General features: G+C 61.3%; 19 protein-coding genes. 8 read left to right on the top strand and 11 right to left on the bottom strand.

All coding sequences use genetic code 11. From position 1 onward, the window contains the following. Positions 1-26: 26 nt before the first annotated feature. Positions 27-1,340 (top strand): protein kinase, encoded by a 1,314-nt coding sequence (locus tag PseuLF5_RS17670; RefSeq protein WP_340134157.1) that lies wholly within the window; start codon positions 27-29, stop codon positions 1,338-1,340. A gap of 102 nt (positions 1,341-1,442) precedes the next feature. Here the strand turns inward: PseuLF5_RS17670 and PseuLF5_RS17665 are convergent, their stop codons facing one another. Continuing rightward, the gene (locus tag PseuLF5_RS17665; RefSeq protein ID WP_123462334.1) at positions 1,443-2,147 is read right to left on the bottom strand and encodes a YebC/PmpR family DNA-binding transcriptional regulator; all 705 of its coding nucleotides are present in this window, start codon (positions 2,145-2,147) and stop codon (positions 1,443-1,445) included. A gap of 222 nt (positions 2,148-2,369) precedes the next feature. Here PseuLF5_RS17665 and PseuLF5_RS17660 point away from each other — a divergent pair, with 222 nt between their 5' ends. After that, the gene (locus tag PseuLF5_RS17660) at positions 2,370-3,752 is read left to right on the top strand and encodes a type VI secretion system Vgr family protein (protein WP_340134156.1); all 1,383 of its coding nucleotides are present in this window, start codon (positions 2,370-2,372) and stop codon (positions 3,750-3,752) included. A 22-nt stretch (positions 3,753-3,774) separates the two neighbouring features. Here PseuLF5_RS17660 and PseuLF5_RS17655 read toward each other — a convergent pair whose 3' ends face one another. Together PseuLF5_RS17655 and PseuLF5_RS17650 are read right to left on the bottom strand one after the other, a co-directional pair. Beyond that, positions 3,775-5,175: an FAD-dependent oxidoreductase gene (locus tag PseuLF5_RS17655; RefSeq protein ID WP_340134155.1), complete on the bottom strand. Its 1,401-nt coding sequence runs from the start codon at positions 5,173-5,175 to the stop codon at positions 3,775-3,777. Positions 5,176-5,248: 73 nt separating this feature from the next. Beyond that, positions 5,249-6,574, bottom strand: a complete 1,326-nt coding sequence (locus PseuLF5_RS17650; protein ID WP_123462327.1) for an MFS transporter — start codon at positions 6,572-6,574, stop codon at positions 5,249-5,251. A gap of 268 nt (positions 6,575-6,842) precedes the next feature. Between PseuLF5_RS17650 and PseuLF5_RS17645 the strand changes: the two genes are divergently transcribed. Beyond that, a complete protein-coding gene (locus PseuLF5_RS17645) occupies positions 6,843-7,715 on the top strand; it encodes a LysR family transcriptional regulator (protein ID WP_123462326.1) in 873 nt (290 codons plus the stop codon). Positions 7,716-7,834: 119 nt separating this feature from the next. Here the strand turns inward: PseuLF5_RS17645 and PseuLF5_RS17640 are convergent, their stop codons facing one another. Then, positions 7,835-8,695, bottom strand: coding sequence for a LysR substrate-binding domain-containing protein (locus PseuLF5_RS17640; protein ID WP_128615977.1), 861 nt, complete (start codon positions 8,693-8,695; stop codon positions 7,835-7,837). A gap of 112 nt (positions 8,696-8,807) precedes the next feature. Here PseuLF5_RS17640 and PseuLF5_RS17635 point away from each other — a divergent pair, with 112 nt between their 5' ends. The 3 genes from PseuLF5_RS17635 (at position 8,808) to PseuLF5_RS17625 (ending at position 11,636) form a co-directional block, all read left to right on the top strand. Next, positions 8,808-9,917 carry a 2-aminoethylphosphonate--pyruvate transaminase gene (locus PseuLF5_RS17635; RefSeq protein WP_322376277.1) on the top strand — a complete coding sequence of 370 codons (1,110 nt, stop codon included), beginning with the start codon at positions 8,808-8,810 and terminating at the stop codon, positions 9,915-9,917. 145 nt (positions 9,918-10,062) lie between these two features. Beyond that, positions 10,063-10,890 (top strand): phosphonoacetaldehyde hydrolase, encoded by an 828-nt coding sequence (gene phnX, locus PseuLF5_RS17630; RefSeq protein WP_340134152.1) that lies wholly within the window; start codon positions 10,063-10,065, stop codon positions 10,888-10,890. A gap of 191 nt (positions 10,891-11,081) precedes the next feature. After that, on the top strand, positions 11,082-11,636 hold the full coding sequence (locus tag PseuLF5_RS17625) for a cytochrome b (RefSeq protein ID WP_123462320.1): 555 nt from the start codon (positions 11,082-11,084) through the stop codon (positions 11,634-11,636). A gap of 178 nt (positions 11,637-11,814) precedes the next feature. Here PseuLF5_RS17625 and PseuLF5_RS17620 read toward each other — a convergent pair whose 3' ends face one another. Both PseuLF5_RS17620 and PseuLF5_RS17615 read right to left on the bottom strand, forming a co-directional pair. Continuing rightward, a complete protein-coding gene (locus PseuLF5_RS17620) occupies positions 11,815-12,750 on the bottom strand; it encodes a 1-aminocyclopropane-1-carboxylate deaminase/D-cysteine desulfhydrase (protein WP_340134150.1) in 936 nt (311 codons plus the stop codon). Positions 12,751-12,846: 96 nt separating this feature from the next. Next, the gene (locus tag PseuLF5_RS17615) at positions 12,847-14,886 is read right to left on the bottom strand and encodes an NADPH-dependent 2,4-dienoyl-CoA reductase (protein WP_340134149.1); all 2,040 of its coding nucleotides are present in this window, start codon (positions 14,884-14,886) and stop codon (positions 12,847-12,849) included. A 208-nt stretch (positions 14,887-15,094) separates the two neighbouring features. Between PseuLF5_RS17615 and PseuLF5_RS17610 the strand changes: the two genes are divergently transcribed. Together PseuLF5_RS17610 and PseuLF5_RS17605 are read left to right on the top strand one after the other, a co-directional pair. Then, positions 15,095-16,225 carry a carbon-nitrogen hydrolase family protein gene (locus PseuLF5_RS17610; RefSeq protein WP_340134148.1) on the top strand — a complete coding sequence of 377 codons (1,131 nt, stop codon included), beginning with the start codon at positions 15,095-15,097 and terminating at the stop codon, positions 16,223-16,225. 3 nt (positions 16,226-16,228) lie between these two features. Then, positions 16,229-17,269, top strand: coding sequence for an AraC family transcriptional regulator (locus tag PseuLF5_RS17605; protein WP_340134147.1), 1,041 nt, complete (start codon positions 16,229-16,231; stop codon positions 17,267-17,269). Positions 17,270-17,650: 381 nt separating this feature from the next. On the opposite strand, the gene PseuLF5_RS17600 is transcribed toward PseuLF5_RS17605, so the two are convergent. The 5 genes from PseuLF5_RS17600 to lon form a co-directional block, all read right to left on the bottom strand. Beyond that, positions 17,651-18,538: a DUF2242 domain-containing protein gene (locus PseuLF5_RS17600; protein WP_267805331.1), complete on the bottom strand. Its 888-nt coding sequence runs from the start codon at positions 18,536-18,538 to the stop codon at positions 17,651-17,653. A 91-nt stretch (positions 18,539-18,629) separates the two neighbouring features. Continuing rightward, on the bottom strand, positions 18,630-18,833 hold the full coding sequence (locus tag PseuLF5_RS17595) for a LysR substrate-binding domain-containing protein (RefSeq protein WP_445262421.1): 204 nt from the start codon (positions 18,831-18,833) through the stop codon (positions 18,630-18,632). 843 nt (positions 18,834-19,676) lie between these two features. Beyond that, complete coding sequence (locus PseuLF5_RS17590; protein ID WP_340134146.1) at positions 19,677-21,548, bottom strand: SurA N-terminal domain-containing protein; 1,872 nt, start codon at positions 21,546-21,548, stop codon at positions 19,677-19,679. Positions 21,549-21,775: 227 nt separating this feature from the next. Further along, positions 21,776-22,048, bottom strand: a complete 273-nt coding sequence (locus PseuLF5_RS17585; protein ID WP_003183171.1) for an HU family DNA-binding protein — start codon at positions 22,046-22,048, stop codon at positions 21,776-21,778. A 148-nt stretch (positions 22,049-22,196) separates the two neighbouring features. Further along, positions 22,197-24,593, bottom strand: coding sequence for an endopeptidase La (lon, locus tag PseuLF5_RS17580; protein WP_123462313.1), 2,397 nt, complete (start codon positions 24,591-24,593; stop codon positions 22,197-22,199). Positions 24,594-24,633: the final 40 nt, after the last annotated feature.

Here is a 24,633-nt window from a genome sequence, read left to right as displayed (position 1 = left end):
CTTGCGACTCTGATGCGAATATTTCTATGCACACCCTTGCTCAATTGCGTGCCGGCGAGTTGTCGGGCATCACCCGTCTGGACCTGTCTTGCGGACTGACCGAGTTCCCGGCGGAGATCTTCGACCTGGCCGATACCCTGGAAATCCTCAACCTCAGCGGCAACGCCTTGAGCCGCCTGCCGGATGACCTGCATCGCCTGAAGCGTTTGCGCGTGCTGTTTTGCTCGGACAATCAATTCACCGAACTGCCGGCCTGCCTCGGCCAATGCGCGGCGCTGACGATGATCGGCTTCAAGGCCAATGCAATCGTCGATGTGCCCGCTGCCGCCCTGCCGCCACTGTTGCGCTGGCTGATCCTCACCGACAACCACATCGAAACCCTGCCTGACGCGCTCGGCGAACGTCCTCACCTGCAAAAGCTCATGCTGGCCGGCAATCGCCTGCAAGCACTGCCCGCAGCGCTGAGTGGTTGCCATCGCCTGGAGCTGATTCGCATCGCCGCCAATCGGTTGACCGAACTGCCGCAGTGGCTATTGACGCTGCCGAGCCTGACCTGGCTGGCCTACGCCGGTAACCCGCTGGAAACCGAGGCAGACGCCAGCGCCCTGGATGCCACGCCGTCGATCGACTGGTCGGCGCTGCGCCTGGAACAACAACTGGGCGAAGGCGCTTCCGGGGTGATTTCCCGGGCGCTCTGGCAGCGCGACGACGGTGCAGCGCAACCGGTGGCGGTGAAACTGTACAAAGGCGAGATGACCAGCGACGGCTCGCCGCTGCACGAAATGAATGCCTGCATCACTGCCGGACTGCACCCCAATCTGATTCGGGTGGAAGGTCGCATCAGCGCCCACCCCGACGACCAGCAAGGGCTGGTGATGCAACTGATCGACCCGAGCTACCGCAACCTCGCGAGTCTGCCGAGCCTGGCGTCGTGCTCTCGGGATGTTTACGCCGAGGATTGCCGGTTCAGCGCCGACGTGGCGTTGCGCATTGCCCAAGGCGTGGCGTCGGCGGCGGAACACCTGCACCGGCAAGGCATCACCCACGGTGATCTGTACGGGCACAATATTTTGTTGAACGAGCACGGTGACTGCCTGCTCGGGGATTTCGGTGCGGCGTCGTTTCATGCCACCACCGACACCCTGGAAACCCGCGCACTGCAACGCCTCGAAGTGCGGGCGTTCGGCGTCTTGCTGGGGGAACTGCTGGCGCGCATCGACTCGGGCCTGAGTGATGAACGGCGCGGCGTGCTGGAAGATCTGGAGCGGCGCTGCTGTCAGGCAGATGTGCTGGCGCGGCCGGGCTTCAGTGAAGTCATCGAGGTATTGGCGAAGCAGTGACCGCTGCGCGGTCAATCGCGAGCCCGCTCGCTCCCACCTTGGAATGCATTGCAACGGTGGGAGCGAGCCGGCTCACGATGAGGCACTTACAGATACAACCAATCAGCCAGCCAGGCCGACGAACATGTCCTGCACGTCATCGTGGTTGTCGAGGCCTTCCAGGAACGCTTCGACTTCAGCCATCTGCTCGTCGCTCAGGCCGCTGACCGGGTTCTTCGGCTGATAACCCAGCTTGGCCGACAACACGGTGAAACCCTGCTCCGGCAGGGCTTTCTGCACGGCGTCGAGGTCGGTCGGGTCGGTCAGGAACAGGGTCGCGCCGTCTTCGCCGGCTTCGAAATCCTGGGCACCGGCTTCGATCGCGGCCATTTCCGGGTCGGCGTCCGGGGTGTCCGGCGACGCTTCGATCATCCCGACGTGGTTGAAGTCCCAGGCCACGGAGCCGGAGGCGCCCAGTTGACCCTTGCGGAACGCCACGCGAATCTCGGCGACGGTGCGGTTGATGTTGTCGGTGACGCATTCGACGATCAGCGGCACCTGGTGCGGGGCAAACCCTTCGTAGGTCACGCGATGGTACTGCACGGTCTCGCCCAACAGGCCCGCGCCTTTCTTGATGGCGCGGTCCAGGGTTTCCTTCGGCATCGAGGCTTTCTTGGCCTGTTCAACCACCAGACGCAGGTGTGCGTTGGTGGCGGTATCGGCACCGTTGCGGGCAGCGATGGTGATTTCCTTCACCAGTTTGCCGAAGATCTTGCCCTTGGCGTTGGCTGCCGCTTCTTTGTGTTTAACCTTCCACTGTGCGCCCATTACTCACTCTCTTGATCTGTGGCGCCGAGACATCTATTGGCCGACGCGTGGCGCCAAGTTTATACGGCCTAAAGTCGTCAATCGACCAAAAAAATCGTCCTGCGAAATCGAGATCTTCACCACACCTTGTAGGGCGATTCTGAAAAGCAGCTTTAACCTGCCCCATCAGCGCTGTGGTTTCGTACCCTCTGAGCTTCGTTTTGCCTGACAGAGCCCGTGCGAATGCTCAATGACAAGGAAAGTCCCTTCACCCTGACCCTGACCACCAGCGGGTTGATCCTGCCGGTATTGCGCTTCGACGGCGAAGAGGCCCTCAACCAGCCTTATCGTTTCGACGTCGAACTGATCGGCCTCGCCCCCGCGATACCGCCGGGAGCGCTGTTGCAGCAACAGGCCTTTCTGCGCCTTGACTCACGACACGGGATTCACGGCGTGATCCACAGCGCCAGCTGCGAACATCGCGGCACGCACCGGGTCGGCTACCGACTGGAGCTGGTGCCGCACCTGCACGGGCTGGCAGCGCCGGGCAAACGCCGGGTCTTCGTGCAACTGAGCGTGCCGCAGATTCTCCAGCGGTTACTCGAAAACGCGCTGCCGAGCGGCAATTACCGGATTGAAACGACCGTGGGCCATTACCCGGTGCGGCCGTTTTGCATTCAGTACGAGGAAAGCGATCTGGCGTTGCTGCAGCGTCTGTGCGAAGAAGAAGGCATCCACTACCATTTCGAACACCGGCCGGATGGCCATGTCGTGGTGTTTGCCGACGACAGCCTGAGCCTGCCGCAGTCGCCCACGTTGCTGCCGTTCGAGGCCGATGAGCCGACTCCGTCACCCCGGATCAGTTCGCTGTATCAGCAGCATCATGGCGCGCCCGTTGTGCCCCTGCATGCCGTGCGCAATCGCGGCCAGCAGGCGGGCGGTGAGGCGGCGGCCAATCAGACCGCGACGAATCCGCAGCCGTTATCCACTTCACCGGCACAACGCCATGCCGAGCAACGCAGTCGTCGGCACCTGGAACGGCAACGCTGTCAGCAGCGCTCGGTTCATGGTCGCAGCGACTGCGTGAGTTTGCTCAGCGGGCATTTGCTGCAAGTGCTGGAACACCCGCTCAGCCAATTCAACGAACAATGGCTGATCACCCATCTGCAACATCATGGGCAGCACCCGTCGATACTCGAACCGGCCTCGACCGCACACCGTTATTACAACGACTTCACCGCGCAGCCCTGGTCAACCGATTTCCGTCCGCCACTCAAGCAGCGGCGCCCCGGGATTGCCGGCTATCACCTGGCGCAGGTGTCGGGAATACCGGGGCGACCGGCGCAACTCGACGAGCACGGCCGCATGGCTGTCACGCTCTGGCCCGAGCACGGTGAACCCTGCGACGCGAGCGCCGCGCTGTGGCTGCCCATCGCCATGACCCGCGCCAGTAGCCGCATCAGCGCCGACGATTTGCCCTGCGCCGGCAGCGAGGTATGGGTGAGTTTCCTCGACGGCGATCCCGACCGGCCGATCCTGTGCCTCGCCGATTCACGTCAGCCCCGGCCCCGGGACATCACGCACAACGACGACTTGCTGCTCGACTGGCTAATGAATGCACCCTGACCTCTTCCTGCAGGAGGGGTGGTCAGCCTTTATCGGCCTTGCCCGCCGCCGCGGCAAACCTGGCCAGGCGCACATCCAGATGCCGTGGCCGGCGACCGTGATCCTCGGCGCGTTCCTTGCGGCGGATAGCGTTGCGCACCATCAAGGAGCCGAGGTAACGAATCGGCTCCGGCGGAAAATAGCCCAACGGCCCGTTGACCAGCGGTGAGCGTGTCCACGGGTTATCCAGCCCCTGTACCAGCGAGGCGAGAATCTGCCCGCCCATATGGCACGGGCCAACGCCGCTGCCGGAATAGCCAAAACCGTAGAAGACGTTACCGCTGTGGCTCATCTGGCCGAAAAACGGCAGACCGGTAACCGAGCGATCCGACGGGCCGTTCCAGGTTGCGTCCACTTTTACGTCGGCAAACGCCGGAAAGAAATCGTCGAGGCTGCGCTTGAGCAGGCCGGCATACGGCGACGGCTGATCGAACACCGGCAGCATCCGCCCGCCATAGGCAAAGGTGTTGCCGCCCTTGCCGAGCATGATCCGGCCGTCCGGGGTGTTGTGGTAGTAGTGCACGAAGATCCGCGAATCAAGCACGGTGACACCGCTGGTCAAACCGATGTCCTGCAACAGGTCCGGGCGCGGCTCGGTGATCAGCATGTCGCTGGAGACAATTGCCACGCTGCGCTCGAACTGTGGGAAGGCACGAGCCATCCACGCGTTCATCGCCAGCACCACACGATCGGCGATGACGCAGCCATCCGGCGTCTGGATACGCGCCGCACGCCCCTCCTCCAGCCCGGTCATCGCAGTGTTTTCGTAGATTTTCACCCCCAGTTGCAACGCCACCCGGCGCAAGCCGCGCACCAGTTTGCCCGGTTGCACACTGGCCGCCGCCGGCGAGAACCAGCCTTCCAGATGCTTGCTGGAACCGGCCATGCGCTGCACGTCGGCCACCGGGCGCTGGGTGAACGAGTTGATGCCGTTGCGTTCCAGCGCCGCGATCACCGCATCGGTCGAGCCGACCTGCGCGGCGTTGGTGGCGGTGTACAGCGTGCCGTCGAGGCGGTAATCGGCATCGACGCCGTACTGTTCACAGAACTCGCCAATGGCGTGGATGCTGCGTTCCGATTCCTTGACCAGGCGCACCGCTTCTTCAACACCGAACAAACGTTCAAGGGTGAAGTACTTGGCCGACCACGACAGCGCGCACCCGCCATTGCGGCCACTGGCCCCGGCGCCGCAGATGTCGGCCTCGATCAACAACACAGCGAGTTCGGGGTTCTGTTGCTTGAGCATGATTGCCGTCCACAACCCGGTGTAACCACCGCCGACGATGCACACGTCGGTGCGCACTTCGCCTTGCAGCGCCGGGCAAGTGTCGGAGGTGTCGGAGGTGTCGGCCTGCAGGGCCTGCGCCAGCCAAAACGGTCTCATGGGATATCTCCAGTCAGATGGCCACGACACAGCCTGCCGCGAACACCGCAGCAGGCCGCGAGGCAAAGGGGGTTCAGGAACGCAGGGGTTTGATCTTCAGCGGGCAATTGGGAATGGACGCACGCGGCTCCATCACGCCGACCGGGCGGCTGTTCCAGTGCGGGATCAGCACCAGCGCCGAGAACAGCGCGCACCCGGCAAACACGATGAACACCGTCACCGAGTCGAAATAACCCGGCAGCAAGCCGCCAAGGACCGCACCGACCGAGCCGCAACCGTTGACGAATCCGGCGGCAGTGGCGCCGGCCTTGGCCTTGCCGAAGTCGATGGCGGCCGCGCCGCTGATCATCGAGTCGGGGCCGTACAGGGTCAGGCCCATGACAAACAGCAGCGCCACCACCAGCAACACACTGCCGGTGTGCAAGGCGCCCATAAACAGCGCCAGGGTCACGGTCAGCGCCAGCAGGCTCAACACGCAGGCCGGCATGCGCCGGGCGCCGAACAGTTTGTCCGAAGCCAGGCCGATCATGATCGGCCCAAGCAACCCGGCCAGTTCGAACGACGTCGGAATGATTGCCGCGCCGACCTTGCCGACACTGGGCATCTGTTCAAACACGATCACCGGGCCCCACAGCAGAATCGCGTAACGCGCCGGTTTCAACATGAAGTACGCCAGGCCCAGCACCAACACCGTGCGGTTGCGCAGGATTTCCTTCAACGGCTCCCAGACGCTGAGCTTGCTGTTGGCTTCGGTTTCCTCGGCGGACAGGACCGGCTCCGGCTCCACGGCCGGCAGGCCGACATCTTCCGGTTTGTTACGCTGGAAGATAAAGAACAATACCGCCACCACGGCGACCACCACCGCGCTGGAAATAAACGCCGCGTGCCAGGTGCCGATCAGCGTATACGCCCACCAGCCGGCGAACGGCGACGCCACCAGACCGCCAAACGCGTAGCAGGAACTCCACAAGCCGAGCACCCGCCCCCGCTGTTGCGCCGGGAAAAAGCTGCCGAGGTTTTTGCACAGTCCCGACCAGCCGGTGGATTGCGCCAGGCCTTGGATCAACATGCAGGTGGCAAAGATCGGCAGCGTGGCGAAACTGCCCATCACCAACGCTGCAGCGGCGGAAATCAGCAAGCCGCCCAGCACCACGACCCGTGGGCCAAAGCGGTCGGCGAGCATGCCCCAGGTGAATTGGCCGATGGCGTAAGCCGCCAGATAGATCGCATCGAGGTTGGCCATGGCCATCTTGTCGAGCATGAAGGTCGGGTCTTCGGCGATGCCCAGCTTGGCCACCGAAAACGCTTTGCGGGTGAAGTAGAAAGCGGCGTACGCGAGCCAGGTGATAGCGAAAATCTGCATGCGCCAACGCGCAAGGGTGCCGATGTGCTTGTTCATTGTGGTTCTGACCTCAGGGTGTGAGTGTGCCGGCAGAATCGTTAAGTAAACGCCTGTGTTTTTTATTGTTGAGCACTGCGCCAACGCCCCATCCCTAAGGCGATAGCGGTCAGATGAGTCCTGCGGTTGCACGCACAGGCTCATCGCCAGCGTGCTGCCCGAACGGGCAGTCAGCGATGGCGTGAGCGGATCAAAGCAATTACTGTTTAATAAATAAAGTCGATTTATCGTATTTCACACATAAGCTCAGCTTATTACTGGAGGTTGCATGTCGGTGTCCCACGCCCAGCTCAAAGCCTTCCACGCCGTGGCCGTCCATGGAAGCTTCACCAAAGCCGCCGAGCGCCTTTTCCTCACGCAACCGGCTATTTCCGACCAGGTGCGCAAACTCGAAGAACGCTTCGGCGTGCTGCTGTTTCATCGCAATAAACGTTCCGTGCGCCTGACGGATCTTGGCGAACGCCTGCTGGCAATCACCCAGCGCCTGTTCGTGATTGAGGCTGAAGCACAGGAGTTGTTGCAGGAATCCCAGGCCTTGCAGACCGGCAGCCTGATTCTGGCAGTGGATGCGCCGGTGCACGTGTTGCCGCAGATTGCGCGGTTTTGCGAGCGCTACCCGGGCATCAGCGTGAAGATCGAGACCGGCAACACCGATGAATCACTGTTTCGCCTGTTCAACTACCAGGCCGACCTGGCCTTGCTCGGGCGTGATGTCAGCGATGAACGCCTGCTGTGTGTACCGCTGCGCAACGACCCGATGGTGGCGTTCGTCTCTCGCCATCACCCGTGGGCCGAACGTGAGTCGATCTGCCTGGCGGACCTGGATGACACACCGCTGGTGCTGCGCGAACACGGCTCGGTGACGCGCCAGACCCTGGAAGAAGAAATGGCCCGGGCGGGGTTCCGCATTCGCCCGGCGATTCAGGTTGAAGGCCGGGAAGCAGCGCGCGAGGCGGTGGTGGTGGGGATTGGTGTCGGGGTGGTGTCGGCGGCGGAGTTTGGTGCGGACTCGCGGGTGTGCGCGTTGCCGATTACCGATTGCACCCGGCGCTTGACCGAGACGCTGGTGTGTTTGCGTGAGCAGAGTTCGCGGCGAGTGGTGGCGACGTTCCTGGATATGGTTCGCAAGAGTCTGGTGTAAACAGGTCTGGCCCCATCGCTGGCAAGCCAGCTCCCACAGAGTTGGTAGTGGCCCCGATTTGATGTACGACGCCATCCCTGTGGGAGCTGGCTTGCCAGCGATGAACGCACCGCGGTGTATCAGGCCGGTGCCAGACCAAAGAACGCCCGAATCAAGCGCAACTCCTGCCGCCGCTCCATACAGCCAATCATGTGTCGATTGACCAGCCCTTCCCCGACAATCGGAATCGCCACCACCCGCGGATCATGGCTGACCTCCACCGACGACACCACGCCAACCCCCAGCTCGGCCGCCACCGCCTCGGTCACCGCCTCGCGGCTATCGAGTTCCAGCAGCACCCGTGGATTGACCGCCGCCTGCGCGCACGCCTGGTCGAAGGTGCGGCGAGTGATCGAGCCCGGTTCGCGCAGCACCATGATCACCTGATCGAGCGCCTTGAGCTTCAATTCCCCGGAGCGCGCCGCCCAAGGGTGCCCCGCCGGCACCAGCGCGCAGATCCTCGACTCGCTCAGCGCCTGCAGATGCAGGCCCTTGCGCGGCTCGACCTCGGTCAGCACCGCTACGTCCGCATGCTCCGATATCAGCGCCGCGAGGGTTTCCTGAGCATTGCCCAGACGCAAGTTCACCGTGATCCCCGGATAACGCGCACGCAGGCTGGCGAGCATCGGCATGACCATGTGCGGGCCATCCGCCGCCACCTCCAGACGCCCGGTCAGCAACTGCCGATTCGCCTCGAGCAAGGTCTGCGCCTCTTCGGCCAGACCGAACATTGCCCGGGTGATCGCCGCGAGTTTGGTGCCCTCCTCCGTCAGTTCCACCCGTCGCGCCGTGCGCCGCAACAGGGTGATCTGGTAGTGCTCCTCCAGCGCCTTGATGTGCCCGGTGACGGCTGGCTGGCTGATGAACAACCGCGCAGCGGCGCGGGTGAAGCTGCCTTCGCGGGCCACGGCGTCGAAGGCACGCAACTGGAACAGGTTCATGAATAACTCTCACTGATGGCTGGCATAACAACAAACAATTTGATTGATAGACCGGCGAATTGCAACGTATGCCCCGTAGCTTCATCCCACAGCGCAATCCGAGGACACACGAATGAGTATCGCCGAACCCATCCTGCTCACTCCCGGCCCGTTGACCACATCGGCCCGCACCCGTCAGGCGATGATGGTCGACTGGGGGTCATGGGATGACCGCTTCAATCAACTGACCGCCAGCCTCTGCGAACAATTGCTGGCAATTCTTAACGGCGCGGCGACTCACCACTGCGTACCGTTGCAGGGCAGCGGCACCTTCGCCGTCGAAGCGGCGATCGGCACCCTGGTGCCCCGAGACGGCAAAGTCCTGGTGCTGATCAACGGTGCCTACGGCAAGCGTCTGGCGAAGATCTGCGAAGTGCTCGGCCGCTCCTTCAGCACCTTCGAAACCGCCGAAGACGAACCGACCACCGCCGCCGATGTTGACCGGCTGCTGCGCGCCGACAGCGCCATCACCCACGTCGCGCTGATTCACTGCGAAACCAGCACCGGCATTCTCAACCCGCTGCCGGACATTGCCGACGTGGTTGCGCAACACGGCAAGCGCCTGATCATCGACGCCATGAGCTCGTTCGGCGCACTGCCGGTGGATGCGCAAAAAGTGCCGTTCGATGCGCTGATCGCCGCGTCCGGCAAATGCCTTGAAGGCGTACCGGGGATGGGTTTCGTCTTCGCCCGCAAAGAATCACTGGCTGCAGCGGCCGGCAATTCGCATTCGCTGGCAATGGACCTGTATGACCAGCACGCCTACATGCAGAAGACCGGCCAGTGGCGTTTCACCCCGCCGACCCACGTGGTCGCCGCACTGCACGAAGCCCTGCTGCAATACAACGAAGAAGGTGGCCTGTCGGCACGCCATGCGCGCTACGTCGCCAATTGCCAGGCACTGATGGAAGAAATGGCTGGATTGGGGCTGCGCAGCTTCCTGCCCGCCGCGATTCAGGCACCGATCATCGCCACCTTCCATGCGCCGAAAGACCCGCGCTACCAGTTCAAGGACTTCTACGAGCGGGTCAAGGCCAAGGGCTACATCCTCTACCCCGGCAAATTGACCCAGGTCGAAACCTTCCGCGTCGGCTGCATCGGCCACGTCAGCCCCGACGACATGCGCCAGGCCGTGGCGGCAGTCGGTGAAGTGCTGCGCGAGATGGAAGTTCTCGACATCTAAGCTCCACACAAAAATCCCCTGCAGAAGTAAGCCTGCTCGCGATGAGGCCGCGTCAGTCGATGACGCTGTTGAATGATCAACCGCTATCGCGAGCAAGCTCACTCCTACCGTTTGAATTGCATTGCCAACTCAGGAATTGATTGCCATGAATTATGTAAATCCAGACAAACTGCAAGCCGCCATCCTCGACTGGGCCGGCACCGTGGTCGATTTCGGCTCCTTCGCACCCACCCAGATCTTCGTCGAGGCCTTCGCCGAATTCGATGTACAGGTCTCCATCGAAGAGGCCCGTGGCCCGATGGGCATGGGCAAGTGGGATCACATCCGCACCCTGTGCGATCAGCCGCAGGTCGCCGAGCGCTATCGCAAGGCATTCGGCCGCACACCGACCGACGATGACGTTACCGCGATCTACAACCGCTTCATGCCACTGCAGATCGAGAAGATTGCCGAGCACTCGGCGCTGATTCCCGGCGCCCTGGAGACCATCGCCAATTTGCGTCAGCAGGGGATCAAGATCGGTTCCTGCTCGGGCTATCCGAAGCAGGTGATGGATAAAGTTGTGCAGCTGGCCGCCACCAACGGCTACATCGCCGACTACGTGGTCGCCACCGACGAAGTGCCGAACGGTCGCCCTTGGCCGGCACAGGCGTTGGCCAACGTGATTGCGCTGGGCATCGACGACGTGGCCGCGTGCGTGAAAATCGACGACACCGTGCCGGGCATTCTCGAAGGTCGTCGTGCCGGCATGTGGACCGTCGCGCTGATCTGCTCCGGCAATGCGCTGGGCCTGGATTACCAAGGGTTCCGCGCCCTGAGCAGCGACGTGCTGGCCAGTGAGCGCAAGCGTATCCACGCCCTGTTCGCAGGCTCGCGCCCGCACTACATGATCGACACCATCAGCGATCTGCCGCAAGTGATCGCCGACATCAACAAGCGTCTGGCCAACGGTGAAATGCCGCAATCGAGCTGATGCTGTCGCTCGCGACAAACAAAAAACGCCAGTGTCTGCCCGACACTGGCGTTTTTCATTGCCCCACCCCTTGATTCAGAGCTGTGAACGACCGATCGGCGTCAGGCAAATCCGCCAAAGCGGATTACAGTTAAAGCAGGCCGTCGCACAAGAACGGCACGACTCGACCCTGATCTGTGAGGAAACACCGTATGCCGTGGACAAGTTCCGAATCACGCTACAGCACCGTGTCGGTCCTGCTGCACTGGCTGATGCTGGTGTTGTTGGTGCTGGTGTACGCCAGCATGGAATTGCGCGGTATCTTCCCCAAAGGCAGCGGCGGCCGCACGCTGATCCGCGAAGTGCATTACATGCTCGGCCTGACCGTGTTCGTGCTGGTGTGGTTTCGCCTGCTGGCCCGCAGCCTCGGCCCGGCGCCGAAGATCTTCCCCGCGTCACCACGCTGGCAGATCGCCGTGGCGCGGCTGATGCACTGGGCGCTGTACCTGTTCATGATCAGCATGCCGATTCTCGGCTGGCTGATTACCAGCGCCGAAGGGCATCAAGTGATGTTCTATGGTTTCGACCTGCCGCTGCTGGTGGGGGAAAACAAGGCGTTCGCCAAACAAGTGGAAGGCTGGCACGTGCTGATCGCCACAATCGGTTACTGGCTGATCGGGCTGCATGCACTGGCGGGGATTTATCACCACTATGTGGTGGGTGATAACACGTTGTTGCGGATGATGCCCAAACGGGTCGAACGCTGACCTCCAGGCGGGCGATTGGCTTGGCGCTGAGGGGATTTACCTGGGGCGAGGGAGCTTGCTCCCGCTCGGCGGTGCAGTCGTCGTAAACCCTGAGGTCGGGATTAATCCAGCAACCCGCGTCATCCGGTTTTGGGCTGCTGCACAGCCCGGCGGGAGCAAGCCCCCTCGCCACAGAAAGTTATTCGCCCGATGGCAGGGGGCTGAATCCTCTACGTCCCTGCAACCCACCGCTATGCACGAAGACCAGCCGAGTGCCATGTGCAAACCGGCCCGCTTCAATGCGTTGCTTGAGCGCCAGCAAGGCCTTGCCGGTATACAGCGGTTCCAGCGGTACACCGCTGACCTGTTCGGTCTGCTCGATGAATGCCAGCAACGTTGGATCGACCCTGGCAAATCCACCCCGACTGGCGTCGATCAGCTCGTACCCGCCAGGGCCCAGGCCGGCTTCGTGAAGGGTCATCTCGACCTGCGGCGCGACGCCATGATCCTCCGGCACCGCGAGAGCGCCATATACCGGGTGCTCGCCCGCCTCGGCCAACACCAGCCCGGCCAGGGTGGTTCCGGTGCCGCAGGCCAGCCACCAGCCGTGGTAATCGTCCCAGCCAAGATCATTTAATTGTGCGCACACTTGAGCCTTGAGTACCTTGCAGCCCAAGGCGCCCGCCAATCCTCCGCCGCCCTCCGGCACCGCCTGCAACGTCGGATACTGCGCCTGCCACGGCACCCAGAAATCCGTTGCATGCCGCGCGCGATAACCGGCAAAACCCAGCCAGTGCAGGTGCATGCCGAACGCCTGCAGGTCCTTCACCGTGGGCGTTTGCTGCGCATGGCCACGCAGCAGCCCCACGGTTTTGAACCCCAGCCGCTTGCCTGCCGCCGCCAACGCATGCAGATGATTGGAATGCGCGCCCCCGAGGCTGATGATGCCTTCGGCGCCCGCGTGATCGGCCGCCTTGAGGTGTTCGATGAGTTTGAACCACTTGTTGCCGCTGATCAGCGGGTCGATCCGGTCCAGACGCAGGATCGCGACCTCAATGCCGGCGCGGGTGAGCCAGTCGAGTTGAAGGGGTTCGAGAGGGGCTTGGGGCAGCCAGTCGGAGGAAGGCAAAAACATGAAAGCGGTTCCGGAACAAGAACCGCCATCTTAACAGCCAAAACACATCCCCCTGTGGGAGCGGTCTTGCCCCCTCCCACAGGGGTTATCGCTGGATTACAGTTCAGCCGCCAGGCGCGAGCCCTGGTTGATCGCACGCTTGGCATCCAGCTCCGCCGCCACATCGGCACCGCCGATCAGGTGCACGTTCTGCCCCGCTTCGACCAGGCCGTCGTGCAGCTCACGCAGCGGATCCTGACCGGCACAGATCACGATGTTGTCCACCGCCAGCACTTGTGGCTCGCCGGTTTCGCCAATGCGGATGTGCAGGCCTTCGTCGTCGATCTTCAGGTATTCGACGCTGTTGAGCATTTGTACCTGCTTGTTCTTCAGGCCCGTGCGGTGAATCCAGCCGGTGGTCTTGCCCAGACCGTCGCCGACCTTGGACTTCTTGCGTTGCAGCAGGAATACCTCGCGGGCCGGTGCGTGCGGCGCGGCTTTGATACCGGCCACGCCACCCCGGGCTTCCAGATGGGTGTCGATGCCCCACTCTTTCCAGAACGCGGCGCGATCCAGACTGGTGGCCACGCCTTCATGCACGAGGAATTCGCTGACGTCGAAACCGATACCGCCGGCGCCGATCACCGCGACCCGCTTGCCAACCGGTTTGCGCTCCAGAATCACGTCCAGATAGCTCAGCACCTTGGCATGCTCCACGCCCGGAATCGCCGGCACACGCGGCGCGATGCCGGTGGCGAGGATGATTTCGTCGTAACCGCCTTCAACCAGTTTCGCCACATCGACGCGGGTATTCAGGCACACCTCGACGTGGGAGGTCTGCAACTTGCGCTTGAAGTAACGCAGGGTCTCAAAGAACTCTTCCTTGCCCGGTACGCGCTTGGCGATATTGAACTGGCCGCCGATCTCGCTGGCCGAATCGAACAACGTCACCTGATGCCCGCGCTCGGCGGCCACGGTCGCGGCAGACAAGCCGGCAGGACCGGCACCGACCACGGCGATCTTCTTGATTTGCTGCACCGGCAGATAATTGAGCTCGGTTTCGTGACAGGCACGCGGATTGACCAGGCAACTGGTGAGCTTGCCGCCGAAGGTGTGATCGAGGCAGGCCTGATTGCAGCCGATGCAGGTGTTGATTTCGTCGGCGCGGCCTTCAGCGGCCTTGTTGACGAAGTCCGGGTCGGCGAGGAACGGCCGCGCCATCGAGACCATGTCGGCGTCGCCTTCGGCGAGAATCTGCTCGGCGATTTCCGGGGTATTGATGCGGTTGGTGGTGATCAGCGGAATGTTCACCGAACCGCGCAGCTTGGCGGTGACCTTGCTGAACGCGGCGCGCGGCACTTTGGTGGCGATGGTCGGAATCCGCGCTTCGTGCCAGCCGATGCCGGTGTTGATGATCGTCGCGCCGGCCTGCTCGATGGCCTTGGCCAGGGTCACGATTTCTTCCCAGGAGCTGCCGCCCTCGACCAGGTCGAGCATCGACAGACGGAAAATGATGATGAAGTTCGGGCCAACCGCTTCACGCACGCGGCGGACGATTTCCACCGGCAGGCGCATGCGGTTTTCGTAGCTGCCACCCCAGCGGTCGGTGCGGTGGTTGGTGTGGGCGGCGAGGAACTGGTTAATGAAATAACCTTCCGAGCCCATGATCTCGACACCGTCGTACTCGGCGGTCTGCGCCAGTACCGAACAGGTGACGAAATCGCTGATCTGCTTCTCGATGCCTTCCTCGTCCAGCTCTTTGGGCTTGAACGGGTTGATCGGCGCCTGGATCGCACTCGGCGCGACCTGTTTCGGGCTGTAGGCATAACGCCCTGCGTGGAGGATCTGCATGCAGATCTTGCCGCCGGCCTCGTGCACCGCGCGGGTGACGATGCGGTGCTTGAGCGCCTCTTCCTCGGTGGTCAGCTTGGCCGCGCCGGAATACACCCCGCCCTCATCGTTCGGGCCAATACCGCCGGTGACCATCAGGCCGACGCCGCCACGGGCACGCTCGGCGAAGTACGCCGCCATGCGCTCGAAACCACCCGGTTTTTCTTCGAGGCCGGTATGCATCGAGCCCATCAGGGTGCGGTTGCGCAGTGTGGTGAATCCCAGGTCCAGCGGGGCCAACAGGTGCGGGTAATGAGCGGCGGTCATCGGTAACTCCACAACGAGCGATCACGGAAAAAGTGCGGGAGCTCTGCGTCCCCCGTCAGTCATGTTCGACAGACTAAGAGTCGCATCGCTGTCACTCAATGACCGTAACTGACAACTTATTGATCCAAATGCGCAGCGCCCCTTGGCAACCGGCGTCATGGGCCCTACCCTAGTCGTCACACCCTGTACCCGGCTGTTGTTGGTTTTCATGCGCAAACTTCTGTACCTGTTTTTCTCCATGGCCATTGTTGCCGCCCTGACCACCTACGCCATGTGGGCGGCGGACCGGCCGGCGGGGCATTACCTGTCGGACCTGCGCATCAAACTGGCGGTCGATCAGGGCACGCCGGCCGACCGAGGCAACTTGCTGGGCATCCAGCCCGAGCTGTTTCCCACCGACTACCAGAGCCCCGACCGCCTGCACCGCAAACTCGCAGCGTATTTGCAGCAAGCCCAGGATCAGGGCCTGTTGAATGAAAAAACCGTGGTGGTGTTACCGGAACATGTCGGCACCTGGTTGATGATCAGCGGCGAGAAGGACGAGTTGTATCAGGCGCCGACCCTCACCGAAGCGATGAACTGGCTGGCGGCAAGCAATCCGCTGCTGTTCGCCCGCGCCTGGCTCAGCGCCAAGGGCAGCGACCGGCTCAACGACGCGCACCTGCGGATGAAGTCCAAATCCATGGCCAAGGATTACCAGGCGCTGTTCGGTGGCCTGGCCAAAGAATTCAATGTAACCCTGGTGGCCGGCACTATCGTGCTGCCGGAACCGAGCATCCGCGACGGCCAGCTCAAACCCGGCAGCGGCGCCCTGTTCAACAGCAGCGTGGTGTTCGGGCGTGACGGTGTACCGCTCGGGCAACCGCAGAGGCAGATGCACCCGGTCTTCGATCAACGGGAAGTGCTGGCCGGCGAAGCCGATCAAACCATCAACGCGGTCGACACCCCGGCCGGACGCCTCGGCGTGCTGATCGGCAGCGACAGCTGGTACCCGGACAACTACCGCAAACTCGACGAACAAGGCGTGCAACTGGTGGCCGTGCCGGCGCAAGTATTCGGCCATGGCGCGTGGGACCAACCGTGGCGCGGCTACAAGGGTTCGAGTACGCCGGGCTCGGTCAGCCTCAAGCCTGGTGAAGTCAGCGAGGGCGAGGCCTGGCATCGCCTGACCCTGACCGCGCAACCACCGAGCAGCCGTGCGCTTGCCGGTATGAGCGTGTTCCTGCGCGGGCAGTTCTGGAACCTGGCGGGTTCGGGTCAGAGTTTTCTCAGCAGCAACGGTCAGCAGTTCGCCGACGGCGATGCCCGTGGCGCGCGTTTATTGAATATCTGGTTGTAAGCCATGAAGCCGCTGCCGATGCGTCTGGGCGATCTGTCGGTAGGCTTCGTGCACAGCCTCGCCGACGCGGTGCACAGTCACGGTGTCGATCCGCAGCCCTTATTGGAGCAATATGGATTGGATGCCGCCCGCCTGGCCGAGGCCGGGGCGCGTTTATCCATACCGCGTTACATGCGCCTGGGCCACGCGGCGATTCAGTTGACCGGCGAACCCGCACTCGGTCTGCGCATGGGCCAGCTCAGTCGCTTGAGCCAGGCCGGACTGGCCGGGGTGACTGCCGCTCAAGCCCCGACCGTGCGCGAGGCCGCCCGTTGCCTGACTCGTTTTGAACCGCTGTACGGTTCCAACTATCGTGGCCAGTCAAGCTTCCACGAAGACGCCCATGGCGCCTGGCTGCGTTTCTATTCGATCAGCCCGTACAACGCCTACAACCGGTTCGTGGTGGATTCGATCATCGCCGGGTGGCTGCATCAGTTGTCCAGTGTCAGCCGGCAAACGTTGCCGGCGGAGCGCATCGAGATTGAATTCGACGAACCGGATTACCGCGAAGCCTACGCCGTACTGGGTGATTGCCCGATTCAGTTCGGTACCGAGCGCAACCAACTGCGCCTGAGCCTGAGCAGCCTGGCCCAGCGCAATCCCGAGCACTGCCCCAGCACCTGGAAGCATTTACTCGCTTTGTGCGAACGGGAACTGGAGCAGTTGACGCGCACCCGCAGCCTGCGCGAACGCATCACGCAATTACTGGGGCCATTGCTCAATGGTGGTCGCGAACCGGACCTGGAAGAAGTGGCGGCACGCCTGAAGCTGCCGACCTGGACGTTGCGGCGCAAACTCGCCGAGGAAGGCACGCAGTTTCGCGCAATCCTCAATGACACTCGCCGTGATCTGGCGATGACCTACATCCGCGATACCGAACTGGCCTTCGGCGAGATCGCCTACCTGCTCGGGTTCGCCTCAGCCGAAGCCTTCCAGCGCGCATTCAAACGCTGGAGCGGTCAGACCCCGGGCGAATTCCGCCGCAGTCACCGCAAAACGGCTTGAAGCCTTAAAGCTCGGTGGCGTCTTCGGCGGCCTCTGGCTGATCCAGTTCAAAGGCCTGAAACTCGAGCAGCTCTTCTTGATAGTCGTCCATCGTGCAATCCCCCTGCTGGTCTCTTGAATGGGCCCGGTCAAATAACCAGTGCCTCGAGCATAACGTGCCCGTATGAAGGAAAAGTGAAACCCGGCCTTCATGAATAAAACGTAGCAGGCGGTCAGGAATTTATCGCGGGATTTTTGTCGGGGGAATGTAACGAGATTTGAGTACGCCGCAAACTGATGGGGAAGCGAGCCTGCTCGCGAAGCGGTGAACCAGACAACATGAATGTCGACTGATACTCCGTCTTCGCAACCAGGCTCACGCCCACAAAGGGCCGTCTGCGTTTACTGCAGCGCCGGAATCGGCTCGGACGGCGGCGGGATATTGCTCGGGTTCGCCGGCGGCGTGATCGTGTCGGTGGCCGGCGCAGGCTCTGCGCTCGGTGCCGGGGTGATCGGCGCGGACTCGACCGGCGGCACGACCGGCTCGGAGCCTATTGGCGTCGGTGACACCGAAGCGGGCGCTGGAGTCGCGGCAGGGGCTGCCGGCGTCATGCTCTGTGCTGGCTCGACAATCCCCGCCGGCGGCGGCGCGGGCGCCGCCTCTACCGCCGGTGCCGGTGTTGCCGGCGCGACTGCGGCGGGCTTCGGCTCCGGCATTCCCAGATCAGTCTTGGGCTTTTCTTCGATATGTGCGGCTTTCTTCGCATCCGCCGGCAGGAACAGTTCCACCAGGGTAAAGAAACGCTCATAGAACTTTTGCGAAGTCACGGTTTCGCTGGCGACCTTGACCATCGAATCGTCCGATGAGCCGATCGGCATCGACACCGAACCCAACACGCCAACCCCGAGGCTGGCGGAATTGTTGGTTTTCTTCAGTGCGTAGCGGTCCTGCAAGGCATTCGCGAACATCGTGGCATGATGTTTGGAACTGCCGTCTTCGGTACACACCACGTTGAAGCTGATCTCCATGTGGGTTTCACCGGTTTGCTGGAAGCTTTTGTGGCCACTGATCAGTTTCGGGTCACTGCTGGTGATGATGTAGCCCTGGCTGAGCAACGCGCGACGGGCCGCCTCGCAACTCGCGGTGTCAGCCACCGGATAATTGCGCGAGAACGTGCCGGAATCATCGAAGTTCTCATGCTCATACATCGGCTTGTCCTTCGAACAGCCAGCGACAGCGGTCAACAACAGCGCCAACCCAACGACACGCATGGGAGTTGAAATCAACATTGAACATCCTGAGGGAAAACAGTCCGGGGCATATTGTGCAACAGAACTTGGCCCTGCGGCGCATGGATTGTGTCTTAAAGCCGTTACAACCCTATTGACCATCGTTTGCCGGGAAAAGTCGCAACGACAAGTGATCAATGAAGACGCGCAATTTGGCGCAGGCATGACGACTGGACTGCCACAATACCCAGAACTGACCGACATGCTGCAGATGCGCATCCAGCGCCCGCTTTAGCCGACCGTGCGCCCCATCCTCGTGGGTCATGAAGTCCGGCAGGCAGATGATCCCGGCCAGCGCCGCATGACTGACGGCTTCGATGGAGTTGGCCTCGCTTCGGTATTGCGCCCTAGAGCTTGGTAGGCTTTCAGGCCGCCATCGCTGGCAAGCCAGCTCCCACAGGGGTTGAGTGCATTCTGTTAGGGATTGGTCGGCTGGCAGGCCGCCATCGCGAGCAGGCTCACTCCTACAGGTGGATCGCGTGCAGTCTGCAAGAGCTTGGTCGGCTGTCAGGCCGCCATCGCTGGCAAGCCAGCTCCCACAGGGATTGAGTGCAGTCTGTTAGGGATTGGTCGGCTGGCAGGCCGCCATCGCGAGCAGGCTCACTCCTACAAGTGGATCGCGTGCAGTCTGCAGGAGCTTGGTCGGCTGTCAGGCCGCCATCGCTGGCAAGCCAGCTCCCACAGAAAAGCAAAGGCAGCACACAGCCCTTGCTTCTCACCACTCAACACGATGAGCGTTAGCTCGAGTACCGCTTTTGATCTGAGGGCCCGTCGGCAGGCTGAGTGGAGGGATTTAGCCGGGGGCGGGAGCGTAGCGACCGTTTGGCGCAGCCAAACACATCGAGAGGAGGTGCAGCGAAGCAAACCGGAGGCGATGCGCCCGGATCAATCCCGGAGCGAAGGGACCCGAGCCACGGCGAGGGCCGAACGTCAGGGTAAAGCCTTTTTGGTTACTTTTTCGGCGTCTGGAAAAAGTGACCCGCCGTAAGGGCGGAACCCTAATCAGCAACACCCGCACCAACGGATATACACACAACCCACCCAAAGCATGGCCGGCCCATAGGCCGCCACGATTCACAGCCCAAAAAAAAGCCCCGACCAACGAGCCGGGGCTTTCTCATAACAGCTCAAACAAACATCAGAACCGCTTGATATCCGCCTGACTCTCCAACTGCTTGCGATACGCCGCAAAGTCCTGCTGCCCCTCACGGGAAGCCAGGAAGCGACGATACTGCGCCTTCTCTTCATCCGTCGGCGCAGCCGCTTCGTTAACGCCGTTCAGGCGCACGATCACGAGGCTGCCATCCGACAGCGTCACACTGCTGAACGTCGGCTTGTCCTTGGCAGCCGGCTTCGGCATACGGAACAGCGCCTGCAGCACCGCAGGATCAACACCCTCTTGCGCACGAGTGGCCGCAGTGGTGGCTTTCCAGCTCTGACCGTCAACCGCCTTGTCCAGCGGCGCCTTGCCCTCACGCAGATCAGCAATCAGCTTCTCGGCCTTGGTCTTGGCAGCCGCACTGGCGTGCTCTTTGGTCAACTGAGTGCGGATGGCCGCAGCGACGCTTTCCAGCGGCAGTTGAGCAGGCTTCAAGTGTTCCTTGGCACGCAGGACGATCACGGTTTCCGGATCGAGTTCGATGGCGGTGCTGTTGGCGCCTTCATCGATCACTTCGGTGCTGAAGGCTGCAGTGACCACGGCACGGTTGGCCGCAACACCTTCGCCACCTTCACGGCCAAACGGCTTGGAGGTGTGCACGGTCAGCTTCAGATCCGCCGCTGGCTGGGCCAGATCGGATGCTTCGAATGCGGAGTCTTCCAGTTGTTTGGTCGCCTCGACGAAACGCTGCTCGACCTGCGAAGCTTTCAGCTCGCGAGTCAGCTTGTCTTTCAGGCTGGCCAGGGTCGGCACTTCCGGCGCTTCAACGCCCAGCAGCTTGATCAAGTGGTAGCCGAAGTCGGTGCGAACCGGACCGGACACCTGATCCTTGGCCAGCGAGTACAAGGCTTTTTCGAAAGCCGGGTCGTACACGCCAGGACCTGCGTAACCCAGGTCGCCGCCATTGTTGGCCGAACCCGGATCCTGCGAGAACTCCTTGGCCAATGCTTCGAACTTCTCGCCCTTGGCCAGACGCGCCTGGACTTCTTCGATTTTCGCCTTGGCTTGAGCTTCGGTGGTCTTGTCGTTGACTTCGATCAGGATGTGCGCCGCACGACGCTGTTCCGACAGGTTGGCGATCTCTTTCTGATACGCGGCCTGCAGGTCTTCGTCCTTGACGGCAACCTGATCGAAGAACGAGGACTTCTTCAGCTCCAGGTAATCAATGACCACTTGATCCGGGGTCATGAATTCCTTGGCGTGCTCGTCGTAGTAAGCCTTGACCTCGTCGTCGGTCAGTTTGACCGCCGCCGGATCGGCCTTGACGTTCAGCGTGGCGAAATCGCGGGTCTGTTTTTCCAGACGAGCGAATGCCTGCACTTGCGCGTCGGTGACAAAACCACTACCCGCCACACCGGCGCGCAGTTGGCCGATCAGCATTTCCTGGGCCAGCATCTGGCGGAATTGCATACGGCTGTAACCCAGTTGACGGATCACCTGGTCGAAACGCTCGGAACTGAACTTGCCATCCACCTGAAACTCAGGTGTCTGCAGGATCACTTGATCCAGTGCGCCTTCGGAGAAAGCGAATTTCGACTGTTCGGCGCCTTGCAGCAACAGCTTGCGATCAATCAGACCCTTGAGGGCCGATTCACGGAGCATTTTTTCGTCGAGCAGCGAAGCGTCGAAATCCTTGCCCAGCTGTTGCATCAGCTGACGGCGTTGCATATCAACGGCCTGGCTCAGCTCGTTCTGGCTAATTTCTTCACCGTTGACCTTGGCCGCCTCATTCTTGTGAGTCGTGGCCTGGAAAATGGCGTCGAAACCGGTCAGAGCCATCAGTGCAACGATGACCCCGATAATGGTCTTGGCAATCCAGCCTTGTGAATTGTCCCTGATATTCTGCAGCATGCGTCCCCCAGAAACGGTTGAACTTCAAAATTAGGCAACCGTGGAGCGTGGGTAGAATCCGGATAGAAGAAAGGCGCATCCGAGGATGCGCCTTCTCGTAACTGGCGGAGCGGACAGGGCTCGAACCCTCGATCCCGGCGTTACAGGCAGCTGCATCAGCTACCTGCTCTACCGCTCCGCTGCCAAGTCAGGCATGACCCCGACCCGGATGGGTAAAAACCTGAAACTTAGTTAACAGCTTCTTTCAGAGCTTTACCGGCTTTGAAACCAGGCTTCTTGGCAGCCGGGATTTCCAGAGTCTTGCCAGTCTGTGGGTTACGACCGGTACGAGCCGGGCGATCAGTCACGGAGAACGTACCGAAACCAACCAGAACAACGGAGTCGCCAGCCTTCAGAGCGCCAGTGACGGATTCGATTACAGCGTCCAGCGCACGGCCAGCAGCAGCTTTCGGGATATCAGCGGATGCAGCGATAGCATCAATCAGTTCCGACTTGTTCACTCTAAGTCCCCTTATATCTATTTTGAGATGATTCTAAGTTTTTTGGTGAAAGCAAAAACGAGTGCTGAATGGCCTACAGACACTTAAGAGCCGCTTTATAACAAGGGCTCTAAAAAGCTGTCAAGGAAGCCCCCCAGGCAAAAACGTATTAATGCGTGCTAATTCTTTCCTTAGAGTCAGACTCACGTTTTTCGTCCTTGGCAACTATCTCCGGAGCCACATCCGGCAAGGGCTCCGGCGCGTATTGCAGCGCAATTTGCAGGACCTCGTCAATCCATTTAACCGGTTTAATCTGCAGATCCTGCTTGATATTGTCAGGAATCTCCTTCAGATCACGCACGTTCTCTTCCGGAATAATCACAATCTTGATTCCGCCGCGGTGAGCCGCGAGCAGTTTTTCCTTCAGGCCACCGATTGCCAGTACCTGACCACGCAAAGTGATTTCACCCGTCATGGCCACATCGGCGCGCACCGGAATGCCGGTCAATGCCGACACCAGCGCCGTGCACATGCCTACACCGGCGCTAGGACCGTCTTTCGGGGTCGCCCCTTCCGGCATGTGAATGTGCGTGTCGCGCTTCTCGTGGAAGTCCAGGGGAATGCCCAGGCTCTTGGCACGGCTGCGGACAACGGTGAGCGCTGCTGTGATCGATTCGACCATCACATCGCCCAGCGAACCGGTCTTGATCAACTGACCCTTGCCCGGTACGACTGCGGCTTCGATGGTCAGCAATTCGCCGCCAACCTGAGTCCAGGCGAGGCCCGTCACCTGTCCGATCTGATCCTGTTGCTCGGCCAGACCGTAGCGGAACTTGCGCACACCGAGGAAGTGTTCCAGCAGATCAGCTGTCACTTTCACCGAGAAGCGTTTTTCCAGCGCGTGTTCTTTCACGGCCTTGCGGCAGACCTTGGCGATCTGACGTTCGAGGCCCCGCACACCGGCTTCACGGGTGTAGTAACGGATGATGTCGCGGATCGCTTCTTCGTCGAATTCCAGCTCGCCCTTCTTCAGACCATTGGCAGCGATCTGTTTTGGCGAGAGGTATTTGACAGCAATGTTGATCTTTTCGTCTTCGGTGTAGCCCGGCAGGCGAATGACTTCCATCCGGTCCAGCAATGCCGGCGGAATGTTCATCGAGTTCGAGGTGCACAGGAACATCACGTCCGACAAATCGTAATCGACTTCAAGATAGTGATCGTTGAAGTTGTGGTTCTGCTCCGGATCGAGCACTTCCAGCAGCGCCGACGCCGGATCGCCACGCATGTCACTGCCCATTTTGTCGATTTCATCGAGCAGGAACAGCGGGTTGCGCACGCCCACTTTTGTCATCTTTTGAATCAATCTTCCTGGCATCGAACCGATGTAAGTCCGGCGGTGACCACGAATTTCCGCTTCGTCACGCACGCCACCCAGGGCCATCCGCACGAATTTACGGTTGGTAGCATGAGCGATCGACTCGGCCAACGAGGTTTTACCCACGCCCGGAGGACCGACCAGGCACAACACCGGACCACGGATCTTCTTCACGCGCTTCTGCACGGCGAGGTACTCAAGGATACGCTCCTTGACCTCTTCCAGACCGTAGTGATCGGCATCGAGAATGTCTTCTGCGCGCGCCAGGTCAAGGCGCACCTTGCTCTGCGCCTTCCACGGCACTTGCACCAGCCAGTCGATGTAGGAGCGCACCACGGTGGCTTCTGCGGACATCGGCGACATCTGTTTGAGTTTGTTCAGCTCCGCAGTGGCCTTGGCCAACGCGTCTTTCGGCAGACCGGCAGCGTCGATACGCTTTTTCAGGTCTTCGATCTCGTTGTGGCCTTCGTCGCTGTCGCCCAGCTCTTTCTGAATGGCCTTCATCTGCTCATTCAGGTAGTACTCGCGCTGACTGCGCTCCATCTGCTTTTTGACGCGACCACGAATGCGTTTTTCGACTTGCAGCAGGTCGATCTCGGCGTCCAGCAAGGCCAGAACGTGCTCGACCCGGGCCGACAAATCGATGATTTCGAGGATTTCCTGCTTCTGCTCGATTTTCAGCGCCATGTGCGCCGCCATGGTGTCGACCAGGCGACCCGGCTCATCAATGCTGTTGAGCGACGACAGGACTTCAGCCGGGACTTTCTTGCCCAACTGCACATATTGTTCGAACTGCGACAGCAGCGTGCGCACGAACACTTCGGATTCGCGCTCGGCGGCATCGACTTCTTCGATCAGCGAGACTTCGGCACGGCAATGCCCGTCAATCACGCTGAAGCGTTCAACGGTACCGCGCTGCTCACCTTCGACCAGCACCTTGACGGTGCCGTCAGGCAGCTTGAGCAGCTGCAAAACAGTGGCAATGGTACCTACGCGATAGAGAGCATCTTCACCGGGATCGTCATCAGCCGGATTTCTCTGGGCCAGCAGGAGGATCTGCTTGTCGCCCGTCATCGCTGCCTCGAGAGCTTCGATGGATTTCTCGCGCCCCACGAACAGCGGGATAACCATGTGCGGATACACCACGACATCACGCAATGGCAGGAGAGGCAATTCGATGGTTGTCTTCATGATTTCGCCTCTACGGCGGCCATATGGCCGTAATCAGATG

The organism is Pseudomonas sp. LF-5 (genome assembly GCF_037626295.1).
Lineage (GTDB): Bacteria > Pseudomonadota > Gammaproteobacteria > Pseudomonadales > Pseudomonadaceae > Aquipseudomonas > Aquipseudomonas monsensis.
This window is presented reverse-complemented; position numbering and strand designations above follow the sequence as displayed.

What these genes read in the sequence shown, in the direction of transcription:
- PseuLF5_RS17620 (WP_340134150.1), bottom strand. Translation starts at nt 12,750, where the DNA reads ATGTTTTTGCCTTCCTCCGACTGGCTGCCCCAAGCCCCTCTCGAACCC.
- PseuLF5_RS17645 (WP_123462326.1), top strand. Translation starts at nt 6,843, where the DNA reads ATGTCGGTGTCCCACGCCCAGCTCAAAGCCTTCCACGCCGTGGCCGTC.
- PseuLF5_RS17635 (WP_322376277.1), top strand. Translation starts at nt 8,808, where the DNA reads ATGAGTATCGCCGAACCCATCCTGCTCACTCCCGGCCCGTTGACCACA.
- PseuLF5_RS17605 (WP_340134147.1), top strand. Translation starts at nt 16,229, where the DNA reads ATGAAGCCGCTGCCGATGCGTCTGGGCGATCTGTCGGTAGGCTTCGTG.
- PseuLF5_RS17650 (WP_123462327.1), bottom strand. Translation starts at nt 6,574, where the DNA reads ATGAACAAGCACATCGGCACCCTTGCGCGTTGGCGCATGCAGATTTTC.
- PseuLF5_RS17610 (WP_340134148.1), top strand. Translation starts at nt 15,095, where the DNA reads ATGCGCAAACTTCTGTACCTGTTTTTCTCCATGGCCATTGTTGCCGCC.
- PseuLF5_RS17655 (WP_340134155.1), bottom strand. Translation starts at nt 5,175, where the DNA reads ATGAGACCGTTTTGGCTGGCGCAGGCCCTGCAGGCCGACACCTCCGAC.
- PseuLF5_RS17660 (WP_340134156.1), top strand. Translation starts at nt 2,370, where the DNA reads ATGCTCAATGACAAGGAAAGTCCCTTCACCCTGACCCTGACCACCAGC.
- PseuLF5_RS17665 (WP_123462334.1), bottom strand. Translation starts at nt 2,147, where the DNA reads ATGGGCGCACAGTGGAAGGTTAAACACAAAGAAGCGGCAGCCAACGCC.
- PseuLF5_RS17590 (WP_340134146.1), bottom strand. Translation starts at nt 21,548, where the DNA reads ATGCTGCAGAATATCAGGGACAATTCACAAGGCTGGATTGCCAAGACC.
- PseuLF5_RS17600 (WP_267805331.1), bottom strand. Translation starts at nt 18,538, where the DNA reads ATGTTGATTTCAACTCCCATGCGTGTCGTTGGGTTGGCGCTGTTGTTG.
- PseuLF5_RS17625 (WP_123462320.1), top strand. Translation starts at nt 11,082, where the DNA reads ATGCCGTGGACAAGTTCCGAATCACGCTACAGCACCGTGTCGGTCCTG.
- PseuLF5_RS17640 (WP_128615977.1), bottom strand. Translation starts at nt 8,695, where the DNA reads ATGAACCTGTTCCAGTTGCGTGCCTTCGACGCCGTGGCCCGCGAAGGC.
- PseuLF5_RS17615 (WP_340134149.1), bottom strand. Translation starts at nt 14,886, where the DNA reads ATGACCGCCGCTCATTACCCGCACCTGTTGGCCCCGCTGGACCTGGGA.
- PseuLF5_RS17670 (WP_340134157.1), top strand. Translation starts at nt 27, where the DNA reads ATGCACACCCTTGCTCAATTGCGTGCCGGCGAGTTGTCGGGCATCACC.
- phnX (WP_340134152.1), top strand. Translation starts at nt 10,063, where the DNA reads ATGAATTATGTAAATCCAGACAAACTGCAAGCCGCCATCCTCGACTGG.
- lon (WP_123462313.1), bottom strand. Translation starts at nt 24,593, where the DNA reads ATGAAGACAACCATCGAATTGCCTCTCCTGCCATTGCGTGATGTCGTG.